Origin of the sequence: Pontibacter populi, assembly GCF_019336435.1 — a bacterium.
Taxonomy (GTDB): Bacteria; Bacteroidota; Bacteroidia; order Cytophagales; family Hymenobacteraceae; genus Pontibacter; species Pontibacter humidus.
Window position 1 is genome coordinate 1,044,481 of the sequence record NZ_JAHWXQ010000002.1, and the last position, 25,402, is coordinate 1,069,882.

The window sequence follows — 25,402 nt, forward strand, 5'->3', positions numbered from 1 at the left end:
TTACTTAGTATAACTTTATCAACAATAAGTTATAGTTTATAACTTTACCTTACTCGCTACCTCTCTGAAAAACGCAGTATCAACCCTTCCTGCGCTACATCATTAATTAACCACAACTAAAACAAGCTTATGAAAAAACTATTCATGCACAGCCACAGGCTATTGCAAACACTGGCATTGGCTTCTGTCTTCTTGCTTTCGGGTTGCGAAAAAACGCAGGACGTAGAACCGACAGCTTCGCTCGGTAACGATCAGAAAAAAGCGAAGACAACTGAGACAAAAATTTATTATGGTGATGCAGTTGCTATCGGGGATGGCACAGCCTGGGTTTGGGTAGAAGTGATGCAGGGTAAGCCGATCGCCATGGGTATAGAGTTTACCGAAGGCGTGTTAGATGGTATATCAGAAGAGGAAATGTATGAATTTGTACTTCCGTTACCAGGCCCGGCACATTCGACAGGCTATAAAACAGTAACTATAGGCTGGAACCCGATGGGGCACGAACCAACTGGTGTGTATACTTTACCTCACTTCGATTTCCACTTTTACATGCAAACCGAAGGGCAGATCATGCAGATAGCTGGCGGTCCTGATGAGGGTGCCTGGTCACTGGTTGGCACTGTTTTCCCTGAGTATTATACTTTCGGCCCTGAGCCATTTGCCGTTCCGCACATGGGCGTGCACTGGAGCGATGTACGTTCCCCTGAATTCTCTCCTGCCGGCTTCTCCCGAACATTTATTTATGGCTCTGATGATGATAGAGTTACCTTCCTGGAGCCTATGATCACTCTGGAATATCTGGAAAGCCTGGCTGCCGGCGACTCTGAAACACTGCCTGTACCTTCGCTGCTGAGCTATGTTGATCCGGGCTATTATCCTCAGTCTTACACTGTTACACATACCACAGACGGTACCTATTCTATCGTACTTACAGACCTGATGTTCCGAAACAGGAACCGATAAAACTAGAGCTATTAACTAAAACAGTGATTCCTTCCGGCTATAAACAGACTATAGCTGGAAGGGATTACTGTTTATAAGCTTTTCGGTTGAGTAACTACCTGGCTATCAACCCTGAATGGAAAAGCACATATCATTATCACCTCACAAAAAACACATGCCATTATTAGAACATTAATATATTTACTTGCGTATATACCACAAAATTACAATATAAGCGCTTACTCCATACTTTTCTCAGGAGATCTGTCTTTCTAACTTAAACCCTTATTTTATGCAAAAAAAGTTATACGCTTTCCTCTGCTGTTGCTTTGTGTCGGTTTCAGTTTTCGCCCAGAGTAAGATCAATATCACCTCCAACATTCCGGATGCCAAATTCTTTATGCTCCGCGAGTCCGACAATTCCGAAGTTGCCGAACTTGGTGTGGGCAGCATCGAACTGAAACTGTCGAAAGACTCCCGGAACAGGATTAAGATTGTGAAGGAAGGCTATGAACCGTTGATAAAAGAGTATCCGCGAACTATAAAATGGGAGAAGGAACAGAAAATAGCGCTCGAAAACCGGCTGGTAGACATAAATGTGGAGCCTTATGATGCTGAAATCTATGTGGATGGCCGCATGATCGGGACAAAAAGGACAAGCCTGGTAATTGGCAAAGGCAAGTTTCTGACCTTAGAAGTTAAAAAAGCAGGGTTCGCTCCGATCACTAAAATTTACTACAATGCCCCCGACCGGGAAGCGCCTCCTATAAAAGATTTTTTTGAAATGAAGGACCGACAGGTTCGCCTGGAAGTGTTCCCGGCAGATGCCACGGTACAAATAAATGGTGTTTCGAAAGGCAGAGGCACCTCAGACATAACCATACCAAACGGCGAATGTGTGACCGTAAATGTGGTGCGCGAAGGCTATGCCGATGTAACGCAGGTGTTCTGCAACAAACCGGCTACCGACCCGGCCCCTCCTATCCGTTTCAGAGCAGCGCTGGAAGATAGGTTGGTAAAAATAACCACTGCCCCGGCCGATGCCAACATTGAGGTTGCCGGTAAAATACTGGGTGTGGGCAAATATGATCTTAAAGTTCCGAAAAACGATTGCGTAGAAGTGCGTGTGGTAAAAGATGGTTTTATCAGGTTCATTAAAAACTACTGCAACCAAACCAACATGCAGGAACCACCTTTAACAGAATTTGTAGAGATGGCGGAAGATGAAGCGTATAATTCCTCTATTTCTACGGATATGGCCAACGTGCGCATCACGATACCGGTAAATAAAACTATAGCTCCAGAAGATGCGTGGCGCACGCTAAGCTCCATTATTACGCGCAGCTTTGATGTTTTAGAAACGGTAGACTATAATACAGGCTATCTTACAACGTCCTGGCAGGTACAGAACTTTAACGGCATGAGCACTATCCGGACGCGTATGATCGTGAGCAGCGGCGGTAACTCTAACGAGCTGACCTATGTGGTAAAGATCATCAGTCAACGGACCGACGGTGTGATCAGTGTAAAAGAAGATCAGCTGTTTTCGGACTGGGGAAGGTTACTCAAACGCTACGGCGGGATTATAGAAGAATTGCAGTCGCGCTTGCAATAACAGTAAACTATAAAACAAAAGCCTCAGGAACAGTTCTGAGGCTTTTGTTTTATAGTTTGGCAGGGATAAATAATGGCTATCGGTTTACTAAGCCACTTCTCAACTTTCTAACTTTCTAACTTTCTAACTTTCTAACTTTCTAACTTTCTAACTTCTTACCTCTCTCCCACATGCCATCCATTACAACCTCCAGCAGATGCTTATCCGGGTCCCGGAAATAAAATGACAAAAAACCTCCGCCCCAGTCATATTCCTGTTCAATGGGTATACCAGCCGTTTCTATAGTTGCTTTTGTTGCTGCGTAGCTTTCTTTACTTACTTCGAAGGCCAGATGCAGCTCGCCGGACCCAAAATGTGGTGGCAGACTGCCAGGTTTACGAGAGGCCTCCGCTATAAAGCATAACAGTACCGAACTACCCACCCTGAAGAAGACATGCCTCCCGGGCACTTCGCCAATTACCTCGAACTTTAGTAGACCGTTGTAAAAAGCTTTGGTCTTTGCCAGGTCTGAAACGTACAGACAGGTTTCCTTTATTTTAATGATGTCCATTTATAGTTGTAAAAACGTCGTTTTGCAAACACTATATAGCAAACGCAATAGCTTACAGTACGTTTACGGTAGGTATCAACACAAATTTTTACGCCACTTTTTCTATGAAACTTATGATAAAAATTTTTATTGTTTTTGCATCTGTTCTGGCTATTGCCTTTTATTTTCTTCGTGACCAGGACAATGCTACACCTGCTTCAAAAGCAATGAAATCCGAAACTGGCAAATTCGAAACGCTTGCCCCTTTGCCCAGTACCATAAAAGAAAGTTCAGGAATTGAGACCATGCCCGAAAAAGAGCATTACATCACCCATAACGACGCTAACAATCAACCTTACCTCTACGAGATAAACGAAAACGGGAAGTTGGTAAAGACCTATAAATTTAAACTACCCAATGTAGACTGGGAAGACCTGACACGGGATGATAACGGGAATTTATATATCGGCGATATAGGCAATAATAACAGCAAGCGGACCGAACTGGCCATTTATAAAGTACCTTTCAGTGAAATGGCAAACCCTCAGGCCATCCGCTTCACCTACGAAGACTATGAAGGCAAACCGTCTAAAAAAGATAAAAACAGTTTCGACAGTGAAGCATTTTTCTGGTACGCTGACAATCTCTACCTGATATCAAAAGACCGCAATGGAAGCCATGAAGCAAAGGTTTACCAACTCCCTGACAAACCGGGCAATTACACAGCTAAAAAGATAGGATCAATAAAAATGACTGACCGGGTTACAAGCGCATGTATTAGTCCTGATGCGCGTATGGTTGTGTTACTAAGTGAAGGTAAAATACACCTGTATCGTAATGTAAATAACCCTGAATCGTTTTTTGAAGGAGAACCTGAAGAAATACCGCTAAGCGGCGCCGGCCAGACTGAGGCGGTAACTTTTAAAGATAACAACACACTTATACTTACCAGCGAAGGCGGCAATCTTTTCCGGTATACGCTTTAACCCCAAACTATAAACTAAAAAAGGGCTGTAGCGATCAACTACAGCCCTTTTTTAGTTTTATTTAGCTTCTGCCAATTTACCTCCCGGCAACCCTGGTTTCGGATTACGCCATACTCGGAACAGTACAAACAATCCAATAATTATAAGTGGTATACTCAAAAGCTGCCCGATATTTAACGTCATTGTTGCTTCCTTTGCCACCTGATCTTCTTTCAGGAATTCTATAACAAATCTGAAACTAAAGAGCAGGGTTACGAATAAACCGAAAAGTAACCCAAGCGGCAGTGCCTGCTTGTATTTTTTCCAGAGCCAGTAAAGCAACACAAACAGTCCAAAAACCATAATGGATTCATAGAGCTGAGCTGGATGGCGTGGGTCCTGTGAGGCAGCTACACCGTTAATTATTTCGTTGTTTCTCAAGAATTTAAAAGCCCAGGGCACATCCGTCACTTTCCCGATAATCTCAGAATTCATGAGGTTGCCTAAACGAATAAGCGCTCCGCCAAGGGCAACTACTATCACGATGCGGTCAAGCACCCACATGTAGTTAAACTTATGGTTACGGCTAAATAACCACAGCGCGAACAAAATGCCTATAGTTGCTCCATGGCTTGCCAGTCCGCCTTCCCAAATTTTCAGAATCTCAATCGGGTTGCTCAGGTAATATTCCGGGTCGTAAAATAGGGTGTGACCCAGACGGGCACCAACTACAGTACCAATGATCATGTAAAGCGTAATAGCATCTACATCGCCCTCTGTACGGCCTTCTGCCACATAAATTTTAGTAAGGATGCGTTGCCCAAACACAAATGCCAGCGCAAAGAACAACCCATACCAACGGACAGAAACCGGCCCGATGTTAAATATTTCCGGATCTACGTTCCAGGTAATAAAATTCAGTAAACTCATAGTTAGGGTGATGATCGTATTTACCCAAAGTTACAATAAATCGTGCAGGTACAAAATGGAAGGGTTAGAAGTAATGTTGATACTATAGTCTCCTCCCATCATCCTAACTATTCTTGAGACGAGAGTTTAAGAGAACCAGCATAGCTTTGAGGAATCTTATGTGTTCTATAGCTGCTGAATTTACCCCTTCCCAACCTCCCCCCTAAGAACAGGGGAAGGAGCCTGGCTATAGTTTTATAGTTTCTCTTTCGTCATCCTGAGCGCTAGCCCAGGGATCTTATGTGTCCTATAGTTGTAAGACCTAGCAGTGTGCGCAGCTCCTGCTAGTGTCTGATGTGCTATAGGCACCCTGTCCGTTCTCAGGCTGTAACTATAGAACTATAATGTCAACTATAGCTATAGCCAGAATTCCCCTTTTGAAAGGGGCAGGGATGTGTTAAACACAACTATAGAACTATAGACTAGACACTAGCAGGAGCTGCGCACACTGCTAGGTCTTTATAACTCCCGCTCCAATCTTTTGTCCCTGCCGGGTCAGTTGAGCCAGGAGACTCAACATTACAGCAAGTCACGGGTCCGGAGACTTGCGCCAGCCTAAGTGTGTTCTACAATAACTATAAAAGGTTCCTGTAAACAGGAGCCTTTTATAGGGTGCTTATTTTTCTCCGAGTTGCCTCAACTCTTCCCTGAAACCACCACTAAGTATCGGGAAACGGAGCCAACTGCGGGGGTCCAGGCTATAGTCATCAAGGTGGAAGGACGGAGCATAACGTTCACGCTTCCATTGGTTGCGGCTCCATAAACTATAGAACTTGGTAAGCCAGCCTTTTATAGTTTCGCCATCGGCAACGCCAGCTTCCAGCAACTTATCATACACTTCCTGCGGAGCGAAACGATCATAAAACGCAAGTCGCTCTATCTGGTTCAGTACATCATATGGCATCAGGTCCTTTTCGTCGGTCTGTGCTTCTTTAGCTGGGCGTAATTCTGCTGAAGGCTGCAGGTTATTTACATATTGTAATCCCTCGTAGCCAAGTTCTGTCTGGCACCATACCAGTAACTGTCTGACAAACGATTTATCTATACCTGCAATAGGGGAAATACTGCCTGCAGTGTCGCCATCCATAGTGGCATAACCAACAGCTGCTTCGCTTCGGTTAGACGTAGCCAGTAACAACGCGCCCTTGATGTTAGCCAGCATCCAGATAGACGGCGCGCGCACACGGGCCTGTATGTTCTGCAATGTTACATCATCTTCAGCCCAGGTAAGCGGTCGGTCCAGGGCACCTTCAATTATCGAGGTATAGCCTTTTACCTGCTCATCAATCGTCCAGCTATAAAAAACAGCACCTATACTTGCAGCCAGTTCTTTTGCCGAATTATATGTATCATCAGACGAATTTACCGTTCCCTGGTAAGCACAGGTCAATAAACGGCCGACCAATTCACGACCAACCTGGCTCTCAGAAAGGGTATCGAAATAAGCCACATCTTTTAGTGGGAACAGCTGCGTTTTAGCTACAAAAGCTAATGCACCCAAACTTTCTATTCCGCGCCGAACCATCTCGGCCACAGCCACCGCACATAACGATGAGTCAGCACCGCCACTCAGCGATAATACAAACCCGCGGCTATGACTCTTTCGCATATAATCAAACAAGCCAAGGCTTAGGGCAGCCATCACCTCTTTGTTTTCATCTATAGGAGGCAGGTAAGTTATCGTTTCAGCTATAGTTGGGTTGTCGCCAAAACACACTTCAGCCACTTCCATATCCACGTTCTTAAAGCAAAGCAGCTCGTTGCGTTTTATCAGGTGGCCATTCTGCGCAATAAGTACCTCCCCATCGTAAATTACTTTACCGGCTTCGTTGCCCAGCAGGTTGGCATATAGGTAAGTGCACTGGTATTTTTTAGAAGCGTCTACAACCAACCTGTACCGCAAGTCGGTTTTACTTAGGGCAAAATGGCTTGCGCTTGGGTTAAGAATAAGCTGTACGCCTTTTGCCATATGGCGCTCTGCCGGGCGGTTTGGTCTCCAGGCATCTTCGCATATCTCAAAAGCATATTTTACTCCCTTCTCTTCATAAATAAGATCCCCAATTTTATATTTCTGACCAAATAGCTCAAACTCCCCTACCTGGTTAGCTGGCCACTCTGTAAACCAGCGCGGCTCATAGTGTATACCATCCTTAGCCAAAAACTGCTTGGCTGTAAAGCCTATAATTTCTTTGTTCTTGATGACGCAAGCAGTGTTATAAACTTGTGTCCCGATCCAGATATGCACGCCGACGCACACCGTAATATCCGTGCACCATTCTTTTACCTGCAACAGTTTCTGAAATGCCTCTTCCCCAAGCCACGGACTCAGGAAAAGATCTTCGCAACCATAGCCTGTAATGCAAAGCTCAGGTAACAGTAAAATATCAACGTTGTGGGTAATTGCCTCAGTAATGGCATCTTTAATATTCTGCAGGTTGTTGTCCCAATCCAGGGGAGTTTGGTTAAGCGCAGCGCCTGCCAGCGTGAGTCGGGTTTCTTTCATAGGGATATATAACGCAAGTAAACGGGGCAAGTTAATAGTAATTGTCGAATTGCTATATTACCAATTTACAGGGCAGATAAATTCCCGGCCTATGGTGCGGACATAGAGCTATAGTTACTCACAAATTCTTTTGCAAGCCACTCCGGTAAACTTAGAAGGGATAAGAATAAAAAATAGAAAGGTAGGACGCTAAACCAAACGTAAGCACTGAAATCAAACTATAGTTTGGCTAAACCCACAATTAATAGTTGTAGTTATTAACTGATCTTGAGCAGCTCCAGCGATTTTTCAGCGGCAGCCTGATCGGCTTTCTTTTTGGATAGGCCTATACCTGTGGCAACGGGTTTATCGCCAATGTAAACTTCGGTGGTAAATTCTGTCGTGTTACCCTGCTGCTTTTTCTTGATGTTCTCGAAACGGATCTCCATGTTCTGGCTTTGCGCCCATTCGATCAGTTTACTTTTAAAGTTAGCCGTGGTATTTACGAGTTGGTGCAGGTCTATGTGTGGCTTTATGAGTTTCCCCAAAATGAACTGCCGCGTCATATTATACCCTTTATCCAGGTAAATGGCACCTACAAGTGCCTCCAGGGCATTACCGTTCACAGACTTGTGCCTGTTAGACCCCGCCTCTACTTTTACGAGCAGGTTAAGCCCTATTTTTAAGGCAATATGGTTCAGCGACTCGCGGTTAACAATGCGCGAGCGTATCTCGGTCAGAAAACCTTCGTCTTCGTACGGAAACTTCCTGAAAAGTAATTCGGCAACTACAGCCCCTAATACGGCATCTCCCAAAAACTCCAGTCGTTCGTTTGTATCGTGCTTGCTGCTGGCAGCCTGGCGCGCAAACGACGTATGGGTAAGTGCAAGTTTATACAGCCTGATATTATCGGGTGTATTTCCAATAATACCGGCAATAGCGCGTACTAGATCTCTGTCTTTGGTAAAAACTCTCTGGTAAAAGCGCCTAACCGGTTTAATAGGTCCAAACACTAATCGTTCAGTTGTCTGAAAATTACAGATGTGTTATGACCACCAAATCCAAATGTGTTGCTCAACGCTACTTTTACCTCGCGCTTCTGGGCCTTGTTAAACGTAAAGTTCAACTTCGGATTAAAGCTTTCATCGTCGGTAAAGTGGTTGATGGTTGGCGGAACCACGCCATTTTTGATGGCCAGTATAGAAGCAATAGCCTCTATAGCACCGGCAGCACCTAATAAGTGGCCCGTCATGGATTTGGTAGAGCTGATGTTCAGCTCGTAGGCATGATCTCCGAACACAGTTTCTATCGCTTTGGCTTCGCTAACGTCGCCGAGCGGTGTAGATGTACCATGTACGTTGATGTAGTCTACCTCTTCAGGTTTGATGTGTGCATCGCGTAATGCATTCTTCATTACATTTAGTGCGCCAAGCCCTTCCGGGTGTGGTGCTGTAATGTGATACGCATCCGCAGACATACCGCCACCTAATATTTCCGCATAGATCTTTGCTCCGCGGGCTTTGGCGTGCTCATACTCTTCCAGTATAAGTGCACCGGCGCCTTCGCCTAACACAAATCCGTCACGGTCCTTATCAAACGGGCGGGATGCAGTTTCAGGGGAATCGTTGCGCTCTGAAAGGGCTTTCAGGGCATTGAAACCACCAATCCCAGCTTCTGTAACCGCTGCTTCCGAACCACCTGATACGATAACATCAGCAATACCCAGACGGATATAGTTGAAAGCATCGAGAATGGCATTGGTAGCAGAAGCACAGGCTGAAACAGTAACAAAGTTTGGCCCACGGAAGCCGTACTTTATAGAAATTTGACCTGCGCTGATGTCAGCGATCATTTTTGGTATGAAGAACGGGTTGAAACGCGGAGTACCATCGCCATGAGCGAAGTTAACGCATTCTTCCTGGAACGTGCGAAGACCGCCAATTCCGGAACCCCAGATCACACCAACCCTGTCAGGATCATAGTTGCCTTCTGTTAGGTTTGCGTCTTGTACGGCCTCTTCGGCTACTACAAGCGCAAACTGCGTAAACAAGTCCATTTTGCGGGCTTCCTTACGATCAAAGTATTTTTCAGGATCGTATCCCTTTATTTCACAGGCGAACTGTGTTTTAAACTTACTCGCGTCGAAGCGTGTGATAGGCGCAGCGCCACTCACGCCATTAGTAAGGCCATCCCAGTATTCTGCGACAGTACTACCAAGTGGCGTGAGTGCGCCTAACCCAGTAACTACAACTCTCTTAAGCTCCATAAGCTGTTACCAGAGGATAGATAGTATAAAAAATTCTTATAATAAAAACAGAAGGTATTATTTAGCGTGCTCTTCCAGGTAGCTTACAGCCTGACCTACAGTGGCAATGTTCTCTGCCTGATCATCTGGAATAGATACGTTGAACTCTTTCTCGAATTCCATGATAAGTTCTACTGTATCCAATGAGTCTGCGCCAAGGTCATTTGTGAAGCTAGCCTCAGGAGTAACCTCTGACTCTTCCACGCCAAGCTTATCGATAATGATAGCTTTTACTTTTTCTGCGATTTCTGACATTTTTCTTATAGTTTATTAAAACACTGTGCAAAGAAATATAAATAGACAGACAATGTCAAAAAAAATTACTCTATTCGTGTTATTTCAAAAGATTTGACGTCTGACTGCCGATTTACAAAGTTCATTCTTAAATTGAGGCGCCAAAGTAATTACATGAAAACTTTTTACCTCGATAATGAATACGAATACGATTTTGACCTCTATGGGTTAGTTTCGTCGGGGAAAGACTATACCATGGCATGGTGGCTGAACAAACTTTTTGAGATGCGCCTGACCAGGCAAAAAGATTTATGTTTTACTTTACCGGGTCGCGAACAACTTCTGATCTCTAACTATGAATTCGTTACTGAGCATAGTGTTATCCGGTTGTTGCGCAATAAAGCCTTAGGCACAAGCACGCTGCGCAAGCCATACCTCCTGCCAGATATAAAGGAATATGATTATGTGCTGCAAATAACGGGGTCGATGCCGAAACGATACGCACAAAGCCTGTTAAACACACTATTACTGATACCGTTGGTAGAGTATGTAAAACAATTCGACCCGGTATCACTTAAGTTTAAAGAGAATCTGATTTTTTAAATATGAATATTACGTTTAACAAAACTAAAGTACTTGCTACCGTTGGTCCTGCTTCCAACACGTTTGAGCGCTTATTGGCGCTGGTGCAAGAAGGTGTAGATGCTTTCAGGCTGAACTTTTCACATGGAGAGCATTCAGAACATTTAGAAGTTATCAAACATGTGCGTGAGATCAACCGCCAGTTTAATACAACCGTCTGCCTGGTACAGGACCTTCAGGGACCTAAGATCAGAATCGGGGAAGTAGAGAACGGTGGTGTTGAGATAAAGCAGGGACAGGAGGTTATTCTGCGTTGCGACGGTTCCGTAAGCACAACAGACCACCTGGCCACCAACTATACCCAGCTGGCTAAAGACGTTAAAGCAGGCGATGCCATCTTATTAGACGATGGTAAGCTGGAGCTGAAAGTATTACATACCGATGGCAACCTGGAAGTACGTTGCGAAGTAATTTATGGCGGCGTGGTTAAACCCCGTAAAGGCATTAACCTGCCTGATACCAGCGTATCTGCCCCTTCCCTTACCGAAAAAGATTTACGCGACCTGCATTTTGGTCTTGATAATGATATTGAATGGGTAGCCCTTTCTTTTGTGAGATCTGTAAAAGATATACACGAGATAAAGCGTATTATTGAAGAGCGTGGCAAAGACACCCGCGTTATTGCCAAAATAGAAAAGCCGGAAGCCATCAAAAACATTGATGAGATAATTGAGGCAACTGACGCCATCATGGTAGCCCGTGGCGACCTTGGGGTTGAAGTTGGCATGGAGCAGGTTCCTATGATCCAGAAGATGGTAGTAGAGAAAAGTAACCGTGCTGCCAGACCAGTTATTATTGCTACGCAGATGATGGAAAGCATGATCGTGAATCCGCGCCCTACACGTGCCGAGACCAACGATATTGCCAACGCCGTGATAGACGGAGCCGACTGCCTGATGTTAAGTGCCGAGACTGCTGTAGGTGCTTACCCTATTGAGACTATCCGAAGCATGGCCCTTACTATCCGGACTGTAGAAACGCACGCCGATATCTTTAACAAGAACTATGTGCTTAACCCGCACTCTCCGCACTTCTGCAACGATAGCCTGGTAGCCAATGCCTGTAACCTTGCCCGCGACACAAATGCACGTGCTATTATAGGTATGACCAAATCAGGGTACACAGCTTTCCAGTTGGCGAAGTACAGACCTAAGTCAGATATCTTTATTTTCACGGAGAACCACAGACTGCTAAATACCTTAAATCTTGTTTGGGGTGTTAGGGGCTTCTACTACGACAAGTTTGAGTCTACGGATGCCACGATAGCTGATATCAAAGAAACGCTCTTAGAGACCGGTCATATTGAGAAAGGCGATGTGTTTATTAATACAGCCAGTATGCCGATTAACGAACAGAAGCGAACCAACATGATTAAGCTGAGCATAGCATAAGGTCAGCAACTATAAAAAAGCGCCGGCAATTGATTTTGCCGGCGCTTTTTTATACCTTCTAATTTCACGGTAGTTAAGTGAGTTGGTAGTTTCTAACTGATCCGCAACTACACAACCATAGCCTGACTACAAACTATAGTTGTAAATCAGGTAACTATAGATTTAACCTTATGGCTTCCTGATGCTATAGTTTACCGATCTACTTATTGATTATAGTTTATTACAAACACAAAAAGCCTTGCGCGCATGCACAAGGCTTCTGATACTATAGTTCCGACAAAAATTAAGCTGCCAGTGTGTTCACAAACTTAGCCAGTTTAGACTTGTTGTGAGCTGCTTTGTTTTTGTGGATGATGTTTTTCTTAGCCAGACGGTCAATCATTGAAGAAACTGTTTTGTACAGCTCTTGCGCTTCGGCATGCTCAGTCGTGTTTTTCAATTTCTTGATAAAAGTACGAGTAGTTTTCGCCTGATATCTGTTACGAAGACGTTTAGCGTTATTCGCTCTGATTCTCTTTAATGCCGACTTATGGTTAGCCATGTTATTTTATACTGTTAAATATATTGTTCCGTATCTTGTAATGAGTTTGCAAAGGTAAAAGCTTTGCCGGTAATTTCCAAAAATAGCTCCTGATAAAATATTTTACAGGGCCTCTTTCTTCAAATCTTTGCAAAGGTAATGTTTCTGATGCTAATCCTGCAATATTATCTTCGCTTATATTCTGTAATATCCATAAAAACCATCAGGTAGTTTAAAACAAAAGCCGCTGCAACCATAGGCTGCAGCGGCTTTTTGCTTCTATAACTAATTACAATTAGTTTTTATCACGCTTTACATTAACATCTACATCAATGTCGTCTATCTTACCTAAACGCTTCTGAACTTTATTTTCAAACTCGTTCCAGTCGGCTTTGGTTTCTTCCCACTCACGGCGGGTTTCATCATTCCATGTAGACGATTCTGCTTCAAATTCAGCTTCTTTACGGTTATATTCCGAACGCATTTCACGATACTCGTCTGCTGTTACAGTTTCAGCTTTTCCGGTATTGGTTTTTACCCAACCTGAGAACTCGTCATATTCCTGATTCGCCTCAGCACCGGCATCGTTCAGCTCAGCATTTGCTTCAGCGTTCTCTTCGCTAAGTTCTGTTTGTGCCTCATCCACCTCAGCATTTGTTTCATTCTGGGTGTCCGGGCTACAGGCAAATGTGAATAAACCAATAGCTAATGCAAATCCTATAGTTCTGAATTTCGATACAATTTTCATAGTCGTGTTTTTTGATTATGAGGTGTTGTACGTAATAAAACAGATATTGATATATAATAGAAGAGATTTGTAACGAAAACGCTGTCTCAGATCGTTTTTGTACTTATCCGTTCTGATACATTTCACACAGTTCTCCTGGCCAAAACCATTATTGAATAACGGCCTCCTACCCATCAGCGTTCAGGAACTGGAATCATATGCTTGCCGCATTTGCAGCAGGCTACTTGCTTCTAACTATGGCTCTACTTTCAACTGCTACTGGGTATCACTTTAATGCATCATCTCTTCAATTTTTATAAACTTCAGAGCCTTATTTGTTGTTCTATATAACACCACACATACATTGTCTGCAGCGCTTCATCAAACTATAAAAAAGATCTAAATTTGCGATGTGATGCAAGCATAACAATCCGCCAGAACTCGTATACTATATTATAGTGTACTTCCCTTAATTTTACCGCTATGCCTATTTTATCTTCTACCTACAAAGCACCTTTCTACCTTTTTAACGGGCACCTGCAAACCATAATCCCTAGTTTGTTCAGGCAAGTAGAAGGCATCACGTACACGCGTGAACGCATTGCTACGCCTGACCTTGATTTTATTGATGTAGACTGGTCGCAGGTTGGTTCTGATAGCTTGGTTGTGCTGTCGCATGGGCTGGAAGGAGACAGCAGCAGACCTTATATACTGGGGATGGTGCGGGTATTTAACGAACGTGGCCTAGACGCACTTGCCTGGAACTACCGTAGTTGCAGTGGCGAGCCCAACAAACTGCTTCGCTCCTACCACCTTGGCGCATCCGACGACCTGCAGTTTGTGATAGAACATGCTCTTAATTCTGGCAACTATAACACCATACACCTGATCGGTTTTAGTGCCGGAGGTAACATTACATTGAAGTACCTGGGAGAAGACCCCGCCCAGGTTCCGGCTGAAGTTAAGCGCGCTGTGGTATTTTCTGTTCCTGTAGATTTAAAGGCTTCTGCCCAAACAATTTCAAAGGTTTACACGCAGCGGTTTCTGAAAACCTTAGGAGCAAAGCTGGAGCAGAAACGCCAACTATTCCCCGACGAGGTCGACTTAACCGATTATAGTATTTTCTGGTCTTTTCCGGAGTTCGACAACCGGTATACTGCGCCGCTGCATGGCTTTAAAAATGCCGATGATTATTATGCCCGCGTAAGCTCCAAGCAATTTTTAAAAAACATAAAACAGCCTACCTTGCTGGTAAATGCCAAGAACGATCCGTTTTTGAGTGCAGACTGTTACCCATTTGAAGAGGCGAAAGCCAACCCTTACTTTTATTTTGAAGTACCCGAAACCGGAGGACACGTAGGCTTCGCCAAAGATTTCAGAAAAGACATTTATTATTCTGAAGCGAGAGCTGTGAAGTTTTTATTAGATGATGCAAGATGCTGTTTATAGTATAACAGCCTTAGTGTTTTTCACTTAAGTTGAAAGTTCTCATTCTTTTCAGAACGTCTCTTCTGTCATTTCTGCGGCAGGAGGAATCTGAGAGCTATCGTTCCCCTCTTGTCATCCCAATTTTTATCCGGAAATCTTAATAGCCCTATAGTTAGCGATCATACCAACTTGAAAAAGATGCAAAGTATTGCGTCTCTACATATACTGTGCGGCTCTGCAGGCACAGGTAAATCCGTCACGCTCATTGACGGCAACTATAGAACTATAGTTTAGAAATTGGTAAAGACAGAATTGTCCCCTTGAGGGGACTATAGGGGTGTTAATAAGCTAACTATAGAACTGTAACCTAAACTATAACTATAGCAGAAATTCCCCTCTCGGGAGGGGCAGGGGTGGGTTGAAACCGTAACTATAGAATAATACCTCTAATTATAGCTAAGGCCTTATTTCTACCAAGATCCTTTCAGGATGACAGAGGGAGAAGTAGCCAACAGAGCTCCCGCCTTAGACTACTGAGAAGCGATTTTGAAGGTAACGAGCGTAGCTCTGAGGGGTTAGGGCGGTTGGACTACGGCAACTATAGAACATTAACTCCAACTATAGCATAAGCCCCAATCCTGAAAATCCTTTAATCCTGTAAATCCTGATTCAGACAAACCATGTCCCTCTCGGGCCAGTTGAGTTACAAACTCAACACCATAGTAAGACACGGGTTACAAACCCGCGCCAGCGGAAATGGGTAAATTACGCCAACTATAGAATTATAATTTAAGCTACACCAAAGGCAGTAAAATCTACTTCAACGGTACATACACCACCTTCTTCGTTTCGAAGAACTCTTCTGTAAAGTAATCGCTGAGGTTAAATTGCTTGGTTATTAAACCCGATTCTGCAATCTCTTCTTCCAGGTCGCCGCCTTTTAAATAGTACAGGCCTTCAATAGGCGAGCCGGTTTTCTTAAAACTGTTCATGACCCATGGCCAGAAATTAGCTAAACGGGTAACGGCACGGCTAACTACAAAATCAAACTTGGCGTGTACCTGCTCGGCTCTTACATGCTCGGCAGTAATATTCTGCAAATGCAGCTCACGGGCAATTTCCTGCACCACGTGTATCTTTTTGCCTATCGAATCAACCAAGTGGAATTTCACATCCGGGAACATAATAGCTAGTGGCAAGCCCGGCAAACCACCTCCTGTACCTACATCCAGCACCGTCGTTTGCGCCGGAAACTGAACCACTTTGGCTATACCCAGTGAATGCAGAATATGGTGCACCCCGATCTGGTCCATGTCTTTGCGCGAGATCACATTTATCTTCTGGTTCCACTCCTCATATAGTTCGCCCATGCGCTCATACTTCTGTAGCTGGTCTTCAGTAAGCTCTGGAAAGTAACCGGATAGTAAGGTGCGGATAGCAGTAGAATGAGGCATATGTATAGATAGAAAGTTAAAAGTTGAGAGTTTAAGAGTTAGTTGGTGGTATAGTAAAGCATAATAGCCACCAGCCCAACTATAACTACTACGGCCAGTGCCATAAATACATCGAACAACAGCATAAGGCCGACGTTGCGGTACTGGCCCTCGTACTTTATAGTTAGTTCGTGCGCTATTTTTGCTTTGTTACGAAAACGCAATTGCAGGTAAAATTTACCTGTTTGCGAAAGTAAAGCATCTGTTAAGGAATGGCGCATTGCTATAGTTCACTACCAATAATGTAAAGCTTCTGTACTCAGAAACCGGAGCCCGGAAGCGCTGCAAAAATATAAAATAAGTACGGTATCAGCACTAAAAGTATAAAGCCCCTGCTGCACTAAGGCAACCGGGGCTTTTAACGTAATCAATATTTTATAATTCAATGGTCTGATGGCTGCATTGTTAATTGGTTAAAATCAACAATCAAACAATTCAACCATTTAACAATTAAATAAGGTGTTTTTTGTTTTTCACCATGTCATAGAGCAACTCGCGGGCGCGGTGCAGTTGCGCTTTTACGGTACCAAGCGGGGCGTTTAGCTCAGTGGCTATTTCTTCGTAGCTCAGCTCGTTAAAGTAACGCAGTGTTACCAGGCGCTGGTATTTCTCTGGCAACTTGGCCACCACGTACTGCATGATCTCAATCTTCTGATTTTTGATCGCTTCTTCCTGTGGGTTCAGGTTCTTGTCTTTAAAGTCTATGGTTATCTCGTCGCCGTTATCAATTTTAATGGCTGAGTCGATGCTCATGGTCTTGATCCTGTTCTTACGGATAAAGTCGATGCAGTTGTTTGTCGCGATGCGGAACAGCCAGGTACTGAAAGCATACTCCGGGTTAAACTTGTGCAGGTTTCTGAATGCCTTGGCAAAAGCCTCAATCGTCAGATCTTCGGCGTCGTCGGCGTTACGCACCATTTTGAGTACCACGTGGTACACCGGCTTTTTATAGATACTCATCAGCTCAGCATACGCTTTCTCGTCGTTGTCTTCAACGGCGGCCTGTATCAGCTTGAAATCGTGTTTAGCTTTCGCTGAGAATTGTTTATTTACTTCCATCTGATTCGTTTATACAATAGTACAGATATACCAAGGAACAGGTAATTAAAAAAGTACACGATATCGAGTACCGGCAATAAAAACAAGGAGAGCTTGTCGTTTAGTCTGCGAGCTACTGATGCATACGCGGAGAACATAACTATGTGCCGCAAACCGACTATAGCGGCTAATATAGCTAAATGACTATTTATGACAAGAAGAATGATAGCTAATACGTAAAAAAAGATGTTAGAGATTACGAATGCGCCAATTTTTCTTTTATCATTTGCTTTGTATTGCTTTCCTGCAGACAAATGCCTTCTTTTCTGAGTGGTCCATTCCCGAAACGTCTTTTTGGGAATACTACAGGTCTGAGCCTCTTTGTCTATAACAATATTTACTTTGCTATTGTTGACGGCATCTCTAACAAATAGGTCATCGTCGCCGCCAGTTGTTTTGATATGAGAGGCAAACCCTTTGTTCCTAAAGAAACACGTTTTTGTATAAGATAAGTTTCTACCTACCCCCATATACGCGTGTCCCTTGTTTGCCTGAGACAAATACTGGATTGCGGTCAGTAATGTTTCATATCTGATAAGATGATTCAAAAATCCTTTTAATTGTGCATACGGAGAGTAGCCAAGTACCAAATCAGCACCCGTTACATAGCCACTTTGCATCTTCTCTATCCATTTAGTACTATATGGACGGCAGTCAGCGTCTGTGAAAAGCATGTGCTCATACTTAGCGGCCCTAATGCCTAAGGCAAGCGCATATTTTTTTGAATTAAGATATTCCGGGGTCTTTTTTACGGTTACTACCTTAAAATTCGGGAACTGCTTTTCCAGTTCGTACAGGTAAAATTCGGTATCATCATCGGATCGATCGTTTACCACCAGTATTTCAAATTCAGGGTACTCCTGATCGAGCAGCATAGGAAGTAACTCGAATAAGTTGTCCTGCTCGTTATGTGCGGCAACTATAACCGATACCGGAACATGCTGCGTTATGGCAGGGTCCTGGTGGCGGCTAAGCGGGAAAAAGTAAACGAAGGCAAAATATAACTGCACCAGCACACAAATGCTAAGCAGCGCTAAAAGTATAATTGGAATCAAGGTAAGTAAATGTTTATTTCAGATTTCCTGATCGTTTAATGTACAATAAATAAAATTGTCTTACTTCTGTTGCCATTGCCTGCGCACAACTATAAGCCATTTTACAATTATATCTCAAAAATAGCTATTCTGCGGGCATTTCCGAATGCTGTTTGTAATTAATAAATCTTTAAGGATTGTACTGCTCCTATTCGTATCTTTGCGCCTTATTTCTGTAAAACACAATAATCTGCTGGTGAGCAACTATAACCGGCGGGCGTTCCTTCAAAAAAGGATCATTCAGGTACAATATGCAATTTTCGTTAGTAGCAACAGATAAACAATCAAAGGCGCGTGCAGGTGTGGTGCAAACCGACCACGGTGCCATTGAAACACCTATTTTTATGCCCGTTGGTACGGCGGGCACTGTAAAAGCCGTACATCAGCGCGAGTTGAAAGAAGACATAAAAGCTGAAATTATTCTTGGCAATACATACCATTTATACCTGCGCCCGGGCTTAAACGTGCTGGAGCAGGCAGGTGGCTTACATAAATTTAACGGCTGGGACCGACCAATACTTACCGATAGCGGTGGCTACCAGGTTTTCTCGTTAGCTGGTACACGCAAGATAAAGGAAGAAGGCGTTAAGTTTAAATCACATCTGGATGGCTCTTCCCTTGATTTTACGCCTGAGAATGTGATGGATACGCAGCGCATTATCGGAGCTGACATTATTATGGCTTTTGATGAGTGTACGCCCTACCCTTGCGATTACACTTACGCTAAAAACTCGATGGAGCGTACGCACCGCTGGTTGCAGCGCTGTGTAGACCGTTTCGACAGTACCGAACCAAAGTATGGGTATTCGCAAACACTGTTCCCTATAGTACAGGGAAGCACTTATAAAGATCTGCGTGTAAAGTCAGCGGAAACTATAGCCAGCTTTGGTCGCGAAGGCAATGCCATTGGCGGTTTATCAGTAGGTGAGCCGGCTGAGATGATGTACGAGATGACCGAGGTGGTGTGCGATATACTTCCAAAAGACAAGCCGCGTTACCTGATGGGCGTAGGCACACCGGCTAACATTTTAGAGAATATTGCGCTGGGCGTAGATATGTTTGACTGCGTGCTTCCAACCCGTAATGCACGTAACGGTATGCTGTTTACCACGCAGGGCATTGTTAATATTCGTAACAAAAAATGGGCCGACGACTATAGCCCGATTGATGCGGAACTGGGCGGATATGTAAGTACGTTTTACACCAAGGCTTATTTACGCCACCTGGTACACAGCAGCGAGTACCTGGGCGGGCAAATTGCCAGCGTGCATAACCTTACCTTCTATTTATGGTTGGTAAAGCAGGCCCGCGAGCAAATTATAAACGGCACTTTCCGGGATTGGAAAGACGTAATGGTTAAAAAATTAATGACACGTTTATAGTTAGAAAGTTTGGAAGTTAGAAAGTTAAAAAGTGAATTAAAGATGTGTGAGTAGAGTTTACACGATAACTTTTCAACTTTCTAATTTTCTAACTAAAATAACTTTCTAACTTTCTAACCTTTTAACTTTCTAACTTTTGAAGATTCTCGACTGGTACATACTGAAGAAGTTCCTCACCACGTTTGTGTTCGCGGTACTGATACTCGTATCCATTATCCTGGTAATCGACTTTACTGAGAAGAACGATGACTTTATACAGGAGAAGGTGCCGTTAGCTGAGATCATCTTTGATTACTACATCAACCTGATTCCGTTTTACGCCAACATGCTGAGCCCAATAACAGTGTTTATTGCAACTGTTTTCGTGACGGCAAAACTGGCTTCGCATACCGAGATTGTGGCTATGCTGAGTAGCGGCATCAGTTTCAGAAGATTGCTGGTACCTTATGTTGTGGGAGCTACGCTTATCGGCGTTTCTATCTTCGGACTCATCGGGTGGGTAATACCAAATGCTAATAAAAAGAGTGTGGCCTTCCAGGTAAAGTATGTAAAAAGCCCTTATACCTACGATAGCCGCAACATCCACATCAAAATAGCGCCAGATGCTTATGTGTACATGGAGAGCTATAACAACAATGCGCATATAGGCTACAACTTTGCCCTGGAGCAGATTGTCGGCACAACCCTCAAAAGCAAGATCACATCAAACAGTGTAACCTGGGACCAGGACGCCGGCAAATGGCACATGGACTACTATACACTACGCACGTTTGATGGCGAAAAAGAGACGATCTATAAAGGCCAGGACCTGGACACTACGCTGAACATGCAGCCTAAGGATTTTGAAAGTACCTACAAACTGGAGCAAACCCTTACCCTGCCTGAGCTTAATAACCTGATCGCGGAAAAGAAAATGCGTGGGGCCGATGACCTGGAAGTGTACCTCGTTGAAAAATATGAGCGCTTTAGTTACCCGTTTGCTATTATTATCCTTACTGTTATCGGGGTTATAGTTAGTGCCCGTAAAGCCCGCGGCGGTGTAGGAGTTCAGATCGCTCTTGGATTCTTCCTGGCTTTCGTTTTTATAGTCTTTGTGATCACCAGCCGCAGCCTGGCACAGGTGGGAGATATTCCGCCGCAGATTGCTGCCTGGATACCGACGACCGTTTTTACGGGGATCGGATTTTTACTTTACCGTTTTATACCACGCTAATGCCTCGCTTAAGAGATTTTATTGAACTGCACTTTGTTATTTTACTGTGGGGTTTCACAGCTATACTTGGCAAACTTATAACTATACCGGCTGTAGAACTGGTTGCCATTCGCACACTTATTACCGCTTTAGCACTCGCACTCATCATCTATAAAACAAAAGCCGCTTTCTGGCTTGGCCGGTCTATAGGTTTAAAAATGCTGGGTGTCGGTTTCCTGATTGCTGCACACTGGATTCTGTTCTTTGCGGCCGCCCGGGTGGCTTCTGTTTCGATATGCCTGATTGGTATGGCAACCTGCAGCCTCTGGACCTCCTTCCTGGAGCCGTTATTTACCAAGAAGAAGATAAAGCCTTACGAGGTATTTTTAGCTTTACTGATCATCTTCGGCCTCTACATTATCTTCCGTAACGAAACGGATTTTAACAGTGTGCTGGGTATTACTATGGCCATCGGGTCGGCGTTGCTGGCATCTATCTTTACTATCATAAATGCTAACCTGGTAAAAAAGATACCGTCCACAACTATAACCTGCTACGAGATGGGCGGGGCTTTCCTGGGTACTATCCTATTCTTCCCGATTTATATCTTGTACTTTGCGGAAGGCAACCAGCTGAACTTTAGCATGGTTCCGATGGATTGGGTGTATATGGCAGTGCTTATACTGGCTTGTACGGTGTATGCCTATACGGCAGGTGTACGATTAATGCAACGTATTTCTGCCTTCACCATGAACCTGACTGTGAACCTGGAACCTGTTTACGGCATTATCCTGGCTATTTTTATTTTTAATGAGGGCAGCCAGCTCTCTTCAGAATTTTATGTGGGGGCAAGTATTATTCTGATAAGCGTATTTATTTACCCGGTCATAAATACTGTGGCTGAGCGTCGCAAAAAACTACAAAAGGCCTTTCCAGACGAGCCAATTCTTCGGAAAGATTAAGTTTGCCGGGGCATCACCTTTAAATATACCATACACAGCAGAGCCCGAGCCCGTCATGGAGGCGTAGACGGCTCCTGCTTCGTACAGGTTCTCTTTCAGGGCTGCCAGCTCTGGGTACTTCGGGAAAAGTGATTTCTCAAAATCATTGTGCATGATGTCTTTCCATAGTTTGATATCCTGTTTCAGGATCATCTCTATAGTGCAGCTCGGCTTCTCCGGGGTAACGCCGGCATAGGCTTCGGCGGTTGTGATATGAATGTCCGGATACACTACCACACAACTATAGCCGCTCAGATCAAGGATAGCCGGCATAAAAACATCTCCCCGCTCTACGGCTATTACCGGCTTATTCTCTATAAAGAAGGCACAGTCGCTACCAAGCTGGCAGGCATAGTTCTGAAGTTGTTCTATAGTTAGATTAAGGTCGAAAAGCTTGTTGAGGATGCGCAGCACGAAGGCGGCGTCAGCCGAACCGCCACCCAGTCCCGCTCCCATCGGAATAACTTTGTGTAAATGCATGTGTACCGGTGGTAGGTTGTGGGCTTTCTCAAGTAGCTTGTAAGCTTTCAGGCAAAGGTTGGATTCGGTGTCTCCGGGCACAGGCAGGCCACTCATGGTAAATGTATTCTGCGCCGCCGGTAAAACCTCGAGGGCATCGCACCACTGTACCGGGTAAAAGCAAGACTCCAGGTTATGAAACCCATCAGGCCGTTTTTCGATGATCTGTAAACCTAAATTTATTTTTGCGTTCGGGAAATCAAGCATCTCTGTAAGTAAAATTACTGCAAGTAAGCAAATAACGGGGATTGTAGGCAGTTGTTGGGCTTCGTTTTAACTAATCCATGCAAATATTAAAACATATAGATAAAGCCAAACATACTGAAATATAAATACGTAATGTTTAGCTGCGTGGGTATCCTACACTTAACTGCATCTCAGAATTACCATTTCAACACTGTTGATTTCGGTTAGAGCTTACTGTAAATTAAGGTAAACTTGTCGGGATATCATGAATGCTTTCTTTACTTTCTGCCGGCAAAATTCCGGTATGTTCTTCAAAAGATTTTCGCTTACTTGTATAGCACTAAACTGCCCTTTACCCAGATGACACAACTAAATTACAGACCAGGACGCATTTTTTTGTCGGTGCCCCACATGGGCGGACATGAGCGCAACTATGTGCAGAAAGCGCTGGAAGATAACTGGGTAACAACGGTAGGCCCCAACATACCAGGGTTTGAGCACGATATCTGCCAGCATACCAACGCACAGCATGCTGTGGCAGTAAGCTCCGGCACGGCAGCCTTACATCTGGGGCTCCGGGTGTTAGGCGTACAGCCCGGCGACGAAGTGATCTGCTCTACTTTTACCTTTATAGCTTCTGCTAATCCCATTTTGTACGTGGGCGCCACTCCTGTTTTTGTAGATAGCGAACCGGAAACCTGGAACATGAGCCCGGAGCTGCTGGACCAGGCGATAAGTGCCGGCATAGCGCGTGGTAAAAAGCCTGCCTGCATTCTGGTGGTGCATATCTACGGTATGCCTGCCAAAATGAAAGAGATAATGGAAGTAGCAAACCGTTATGAGATTCCGGTGCTGGAAGATGCGGCCGAAGCGCTGGGCTCAAGGTACAGCGGTCACCAGGTAGGAACGTTTGGCAGGATCGGTGTTTTCTCTTTTAACGGGAATAAGATTATTACAACCTCAGGTGGTGGTGCGCTAATAACGGCTGATGAAGAACTGGCAAAACAGGCTGTATTCCTGGCAAACCAGGCCAAAGAACCTGCGCCTTATTACCTGCACACACAAATGGGTTACAATTATATGCTCAGTAACATAAATGCAGGTATTGGCCGCGGGCAGTTAGAGGTACTCGAAAAACGCGTGAAGCAGCGCCGCGAGATCTATAGTTACTATAGAGACCAGCTGAGCGAAGTAGAAGGCCTGGAGTTTGTGCCTGAACCGAAATTCTGTTTTGCCAACCGCTGGTTAACTACTATACTTTTACCAGAAGGCTTTAAACCGGAACAGGTACTCCAGGAACTGGAGCATGAGAATATAGAAACCAGGCTACTCTTAAAACCGATGCACCAGCAACCCCTTTTTGCAGACTGTACTTACTTTGGCAACGGCACCAGCGATCAGCTTTTTGAGCGTGGCTTAAGCCTGCCAAGCAGCAGTAGCCTTACCGAAGAAGAACTAAATAAAGTAATAAGGGCCCTGAAGCAGATTCTGCTATAGTTTATAGTTACGAAAACTATACGTTAGCCAAGCCTCTTACAAGATCAGCCAGCAGCTCTTCATCTTCTTCTATACCCACCGATAAGCGGATAACACCGGCTGTAATACCTATTTTTTGCTGTTGCGCAGCCGTTAACGAACGATGTGAGGTACCTAACGGATAAGAGATAGAAGAGCTTACCCCTGCCAGCGAAGGCGCAAACGGGATGTGATCCAAACCATGCATAAACCGGTTCACCGCTTCTTTATCATCTTTTATTCGGAAACTCAGCATGCCGCCATACAGCCCGCTTCCCTGCTCTTTTGCCAGCTGATGTTGTGGGTGCTTGCGCAAACCCGGATACCAAACCTGTTCCACTTTTGGATGACCTTGCAGAAACTCAGCTATAGTTTGCGCATTGCAGCAATGCTGCTTCATGCGCAGGCGCAGGGTTTTAAGGCCGCGGGCTGCCAGCCAGCTTTCAAAGGGGCTCAGGTTAAGTCCATAGGTTAGCATCACTTTCTGTACCCGCTGCAAGTCTTGCTCCTCCTTACAAATAACCACACCTGCTGTTACATCGCTGTGCCCCGACAGGTACTTGGTGACACTATGGATTACGATATCTGCGCCCAGGCCTAAGGGCTTGGTAACTATAGGCGTCGCAAACGTATTATCGATCACCAGCTTTATGTTGTGTTTTTGTGTTTCAGTGACAAGGCGTCTGATATCAAATACCACCAGCAGCGGGTTACTCATCGTTTCGGCCAGGAACAGGCGTGTATTGGGCTTCACCAAGGCATCAAAACTATACGTTTCCTCCGATGGCACATACGTCACCTCAATCCCGATCCTGCTCAGTTCCTGTGTAAGTAACGCCGACGAGCCACCATAAATTTCTTCTGCGCACAACACATGGTCGCCGGCTTTGCAAACGGCTAGTATCGCCGCCAGAATAGCCGACATTCCGGATGAAGTAACGATAGCGCCTACGCCATTTTCCAGTTTATTTACTTCGCTTGCCAGTTCATCCGAATTCGGATTAGCGTAACGGGAATACATATAGCGCTGCCCCGGCTGTTCAAAGTATAGTTCGAGCTCGTTCAGGTCATCGAACGTAAAAACGGAGGTCTGAAAAATTGGGGTAGATTTTGGCGAGATTATAGGCATAAAGCGGGATTTAAGGCTAAAAATAAGCAGTAATTCTTATATTG

At 44.4% G+C, this 25,402-nt stretch carries 24 protein-coding genes; 10 read left to right on the plus strand and 14 right to left on the minus strand.

Going from position 1 to position 25,402, the window contains the following annotated elements:
* Positions 1–129 precede the first annotated feature (129 nt).
* Both KYK27_RS11005 and KYK27_RS11010 read left to right on the plus strand, forming a co-directional pair.
* Positions 130–963 carry a hypothetical protein gene (locus KYK27_RS11005; RefSeq protein WP_199110050.1) on the plus strand — a complete coding sequence of 278 codons (834 nt, stop codon included), beginning with the start codon at positions 130–132 and terminating at the stop codon, positions 961–963.
* 271 nt (positions 964–1,234) lie between these two features.
* Entirely contained in the window at positions 1,235–2,557 is a 1,323-nt protein-coding gene (locus KYK27_RS11010; protein ID WP_199110051.1) for a hypothetical protein, read from the plus strand.
* Positions 2,558–2,696: 139 nt separating this feature from the next.
* On the opposite strand, the gene KYK27_RS11015 is transcribed toward KYK27_RS11010, so the two are convergent.
* Positions 2,697–3,107: a VOC family protein gene (locus KYK27_RS11015; RefSeq protein ID WP_199110052.1), complete on the minus strand. Its 411-nt coding sequence runs from the start codon at positions 3,105–3,107 to the stop codon at positions 2,697–2,699.
* Between the two features lie 113 nt (positions 3,108–3,220).
* Here KYK27_RS11015 and KYK27_RS11020 point away from each other — a divergent pair, with 113 nt between their 5' ends.
* Entirely contained in the window at positions 3,221–4,072 is an 852-nt protein-coding gene (locus KYK27_RS11020) for a hypothetical protein (RefSeq protein WP_233150381.1), read from the plus strand.
* A 57-nt stretch (positions 4,073–4,129) separates the two neighbouring features.
* Here the strand turns inward: KYK27_RS11020 and lgt are convergent, their stop codons facing one another.
* The 5 genes from lgt to KYK27_RS11045 all read right to left on the minus strand — a co-directional run bounded on the left by lgt (position 4,130) and on the right by KYK27_RS11045 (position 10,062).
* Entirely contained in the window at positions 4,130–4,981 is an 852-nt protein-coding gene (gene lgt, locus KYK27_RS11025) for a prolipoprotein diacylglyceryl transferase (RefSeq protein ID WP_199110054.1), read from the minus strand.
* A gap of 655 nt (positions 4,982–5,636) precedes the next feature.
* Positions 5,637–7,523: an NAD(+) synthase gene (nadE, locus tag KYK27_RS11030; RefSeq protein WP_199110055.1), complete on the minus strand. Its 1,887-nt coding sequence runs from the start codon at positions 7,521–7,523 to the stop codon at positions 5,637–5,639.
* Between the two features lie 257 nt (positions 7,524–7,780).
* Complete coding sequence (gene rnc, locus KYK27_RS11035) at positions 7,781–8,515, minus strand: ribonuclease III (RefSeq protein WP_199110056.1); 735 nt, start codon at positions 8,513–8,515, stop codon at positions 7,781–7,783.
* Complete coding sequence (gene fabF / locus KYK27_RS11040; RefSeq protein ID WP_199110057.1) at positions 8,515–9,768, minus strand: beta-ketoacyl-ACP synthase II; 1,254 nt, start codon at positions 9,766–9,768, stop codon at positions 8,515–8,517. Before fabF ends, rnc begins: the two co-directional genes overlap by 1 nt.
* 57 nt (positions 9,769–9,825) lie before the next feature.
* Complete coding sequence (locus KYK27_RS11045) at positions 9,826–10,062, minus strand: acyl carrier protein (protein ID WP_018477241.1); 237 nt, start codon at positions 10,060–10,062, stop codon at positions 9,826–9,828.
* Between the two features lie 153 nt (positions 10,063–10,215).
* On the opposite strand from KYK27_RS11045, the gene KYK27_RS11050 reads away from it, so the two are divergent.
* Both KYK27_RS11050 and pyk read left to right on the plus strand, forming a co-directional pair.
* Positions 10,216–10,644, plus strand: coding sequence for an IPExxxVDY family protein (locus tag KYK27_RS11050; RefSeq protein ID WP_199110058.1), 429 nt, complete (start codon positions 10,216–10,218; stop codon positions 10,642–10,644).
* Between the two features lie 2 nt (positions 10,645–10,646).
* On the plus strand, positions 10,647–12,074 hold the full coding sequence (gene pyk / locus KYK27_RS11055) for a pyruvate kinase (protein ID WP_199110059.1): 1,428 nt from the start codon (positions 10,647–10,649) through the stop codon (positions 12,072–12,074).
* Between the two features lie 283 nt (positions 12,075–12,357).
* Here the strand turns inward: pyk and rpsT are convergent, their stop codons facing one another.
* Both rpsT and KYK27_RS11065 read right to left on the minus strand, forming a co-directional pair.
* Positions 12,358–12,615 (minus strand): 30S ribosomal protein S20, encoded by a 258-nt coding sequence (gene rpsT, locus KYK27_RS11060; protein WP_162347704.1) that lies wholly within the window; start codon positions 12,613–12,615, stop codon positions 12,358–12,360.
* Positions 12,616–12,889: 274 nt separating this feature from the next.
* Positions 12,890–13,342 carry a hypothetical protein gene (locus tag KYK27_RS11065; protein ID WP_199110060.1) on the minus strand — a complete coding sequence of 151 codons (453 nt, stop codon included), beginning with the start codon at positions 13,340–13,342 and terminating at the stop codon, positions 12,890–12,892.
* Positions 13,343–13,804: 462 nt separating this feature from the next.
* On the opposite strand from KYK27_RS11065, the gene KYK27_RS11070 reads away from it, so the two are divergent.
* Positions 13,805–14,770: a YheT family hydrolase gene (locus tag KYK27_RS11070; RefSeq protein WP_199110061.1), complete on the plus strand. Its 966-nt coding sequence runs from the start codon at positions 13,805–13,807 to the stop codon at positions 14,768–14,770.
* 794 nt (positions 14,771–15,564) lie between these two features.
* On the opposite strand, the gene rsmG is transcribed toward KYK27_RS11070, so the two are convergent.
* From rsmG to KYK27_RS11090, 4 genes are all read right to left on the minus strand, one after another.
* Complete coding sequence (gene rsmG / locus KYK27_RS11075; RefSeq protein WP_199110062.1) at positions 15,565–16,203, minus strand: 16S rRNA (guanine(527)-N(7))-methyltransferase RsmG; 639 nt, start codon at positions 16,201–16,203, stop codon at positions 15,565–15,567.
* 38 nt (positions 16,204–16,241) lie between these two features.
* On the minus strand, positions 16,242–16,463 hold the full coding sequence (locus tag KYK27_RS11080) for a hypothetical protein (protein WP_199110063.1): 222 nt from the start codon (positions 16,461–16,463) through the stop codon (positions 16,242–16,244).
* A gap of 229 nt (positions 16,464–16,692) precedes the next feature.
* Positions 16,693–17,301 carry an RNA polymerase sigma factor gene (locus tag KYK27_RS11085; protein ID WP_162347085.1) on the minus strand — a complete coding sequence of 203 codons (609 nt, stop codon included), beginning with the start codon at positions 17,299–17,301 and terminating at the stop codon, positions 16,693–16,695.
* Positions 17,292–18,395 (minus strand): glycosyltransferase, encoded by a 1,104-nt coding sequence (locus tag KYK27_RS11090; protein WP_199110064.1) that lies wholly within the window; start codon positions 18,393–18,395, stop codon positions 17,292–17,294. The genes KYK27_RS11085 and KYK27_RS11090 overlap by 10 nt, the downstream gene beginning before the upstream one ends.
* 290 nt (positions 18,396–18,685) lie before the next feature.
* Between KYK27_RS11090 and tgt the strand changes: the two genes are divergently transcribed.
* The 3 genes from tgt (at position 18,686) to KYK27_RS11105 (ending at position 21,970) form a co-directional block, all read left to right on the plus strand.
* A complete protein-coding gene (gene tgt / locus KYK27_RS11095) occupies positions 18,686–19,816 on the plus strand; it encodes a tRNA guanosine(34) transglycosylase Tgt (protein ID WP_199110065.1) in 1,131 nt (376 codons plus the stop codon).
* Between the two features lie 136 nt (positions 19,817–19,952).
* Positions 19,953–21,029: an LptF/LptG family permease gene (locus KYK27_RS11100; protein ID WP_199110066.1), complete on the plus strand. Its 1,077-nt coding sequence runs from the start codon at positions 19,953–19,955 to the stop codon at positions 21,027–21,029.
* On the plus strand, positions 21,029–21,970 hold the full coding sequence (locus tag KYK27_RS11105; RefSeq protein WP_199110067.1) for a DMT family transporter: 942 nt from the start codon (positions 21,029–21,031) through the stop codon (positions 21,968–21,970). Before KYK27_RS11100 ends, KYK27_RS11105 begins: the two co-directional genes overlap by 1 nt.
* Here KYK27_RS11105 and ispE read toward each other — a convergent pair.
* Positions 21,926–22,735: a 4-(cytidine 5'-diphospho)-2-C-methyl-D-erythritol kinase gene (gene ispE, locus KYK27_RS11110; RefSeq protein WP_199110068.1), complete on the minus strand. Its 810-nt coding sequence runs from the start codon at positions 22,733–22,735 to the stop codon at positions 21,926–21,928. The two genes, KYK27_RS11105 and ispE, sit on opposite strands and share 45 nt — an antisense overlap.
* 339 nt (positions 22,736–23,074) lie before the next feature.
* On the opposite strand from ispE, the gene KYK27_RS11115 reads away from it, so the two are divergent.
* A complete protein-coding gene (locus tag KYK27_RS11115) occupies positions 23,075–24,211 on the plus strand; it encodes an aminotransferase class I/II-fold pyridoxal phosphate-dependent enzyme (protein ID WP_199110069.1) in 1,137 nt (378 codons plus the stop codon).
* Positions 24,212–24,227: 16 nt separating this feature from the next.
* On the opposite strand, the gene KYK27_RS11120 is transcribed toward KYK27_RS11115, so the two are convergent.
* A complete protein-coding gene (locus tag KYK27_RS11120) occupies positions 24,228–25,358 on the minus strand; it encodes a trans-sulfuration enzyme family protein (protein ID WP_199110070.1) in 1,131 nt (376 codons plus the stop codon).
* Positions 25,359–25,402: the final 44 nt, after the last annotated feature.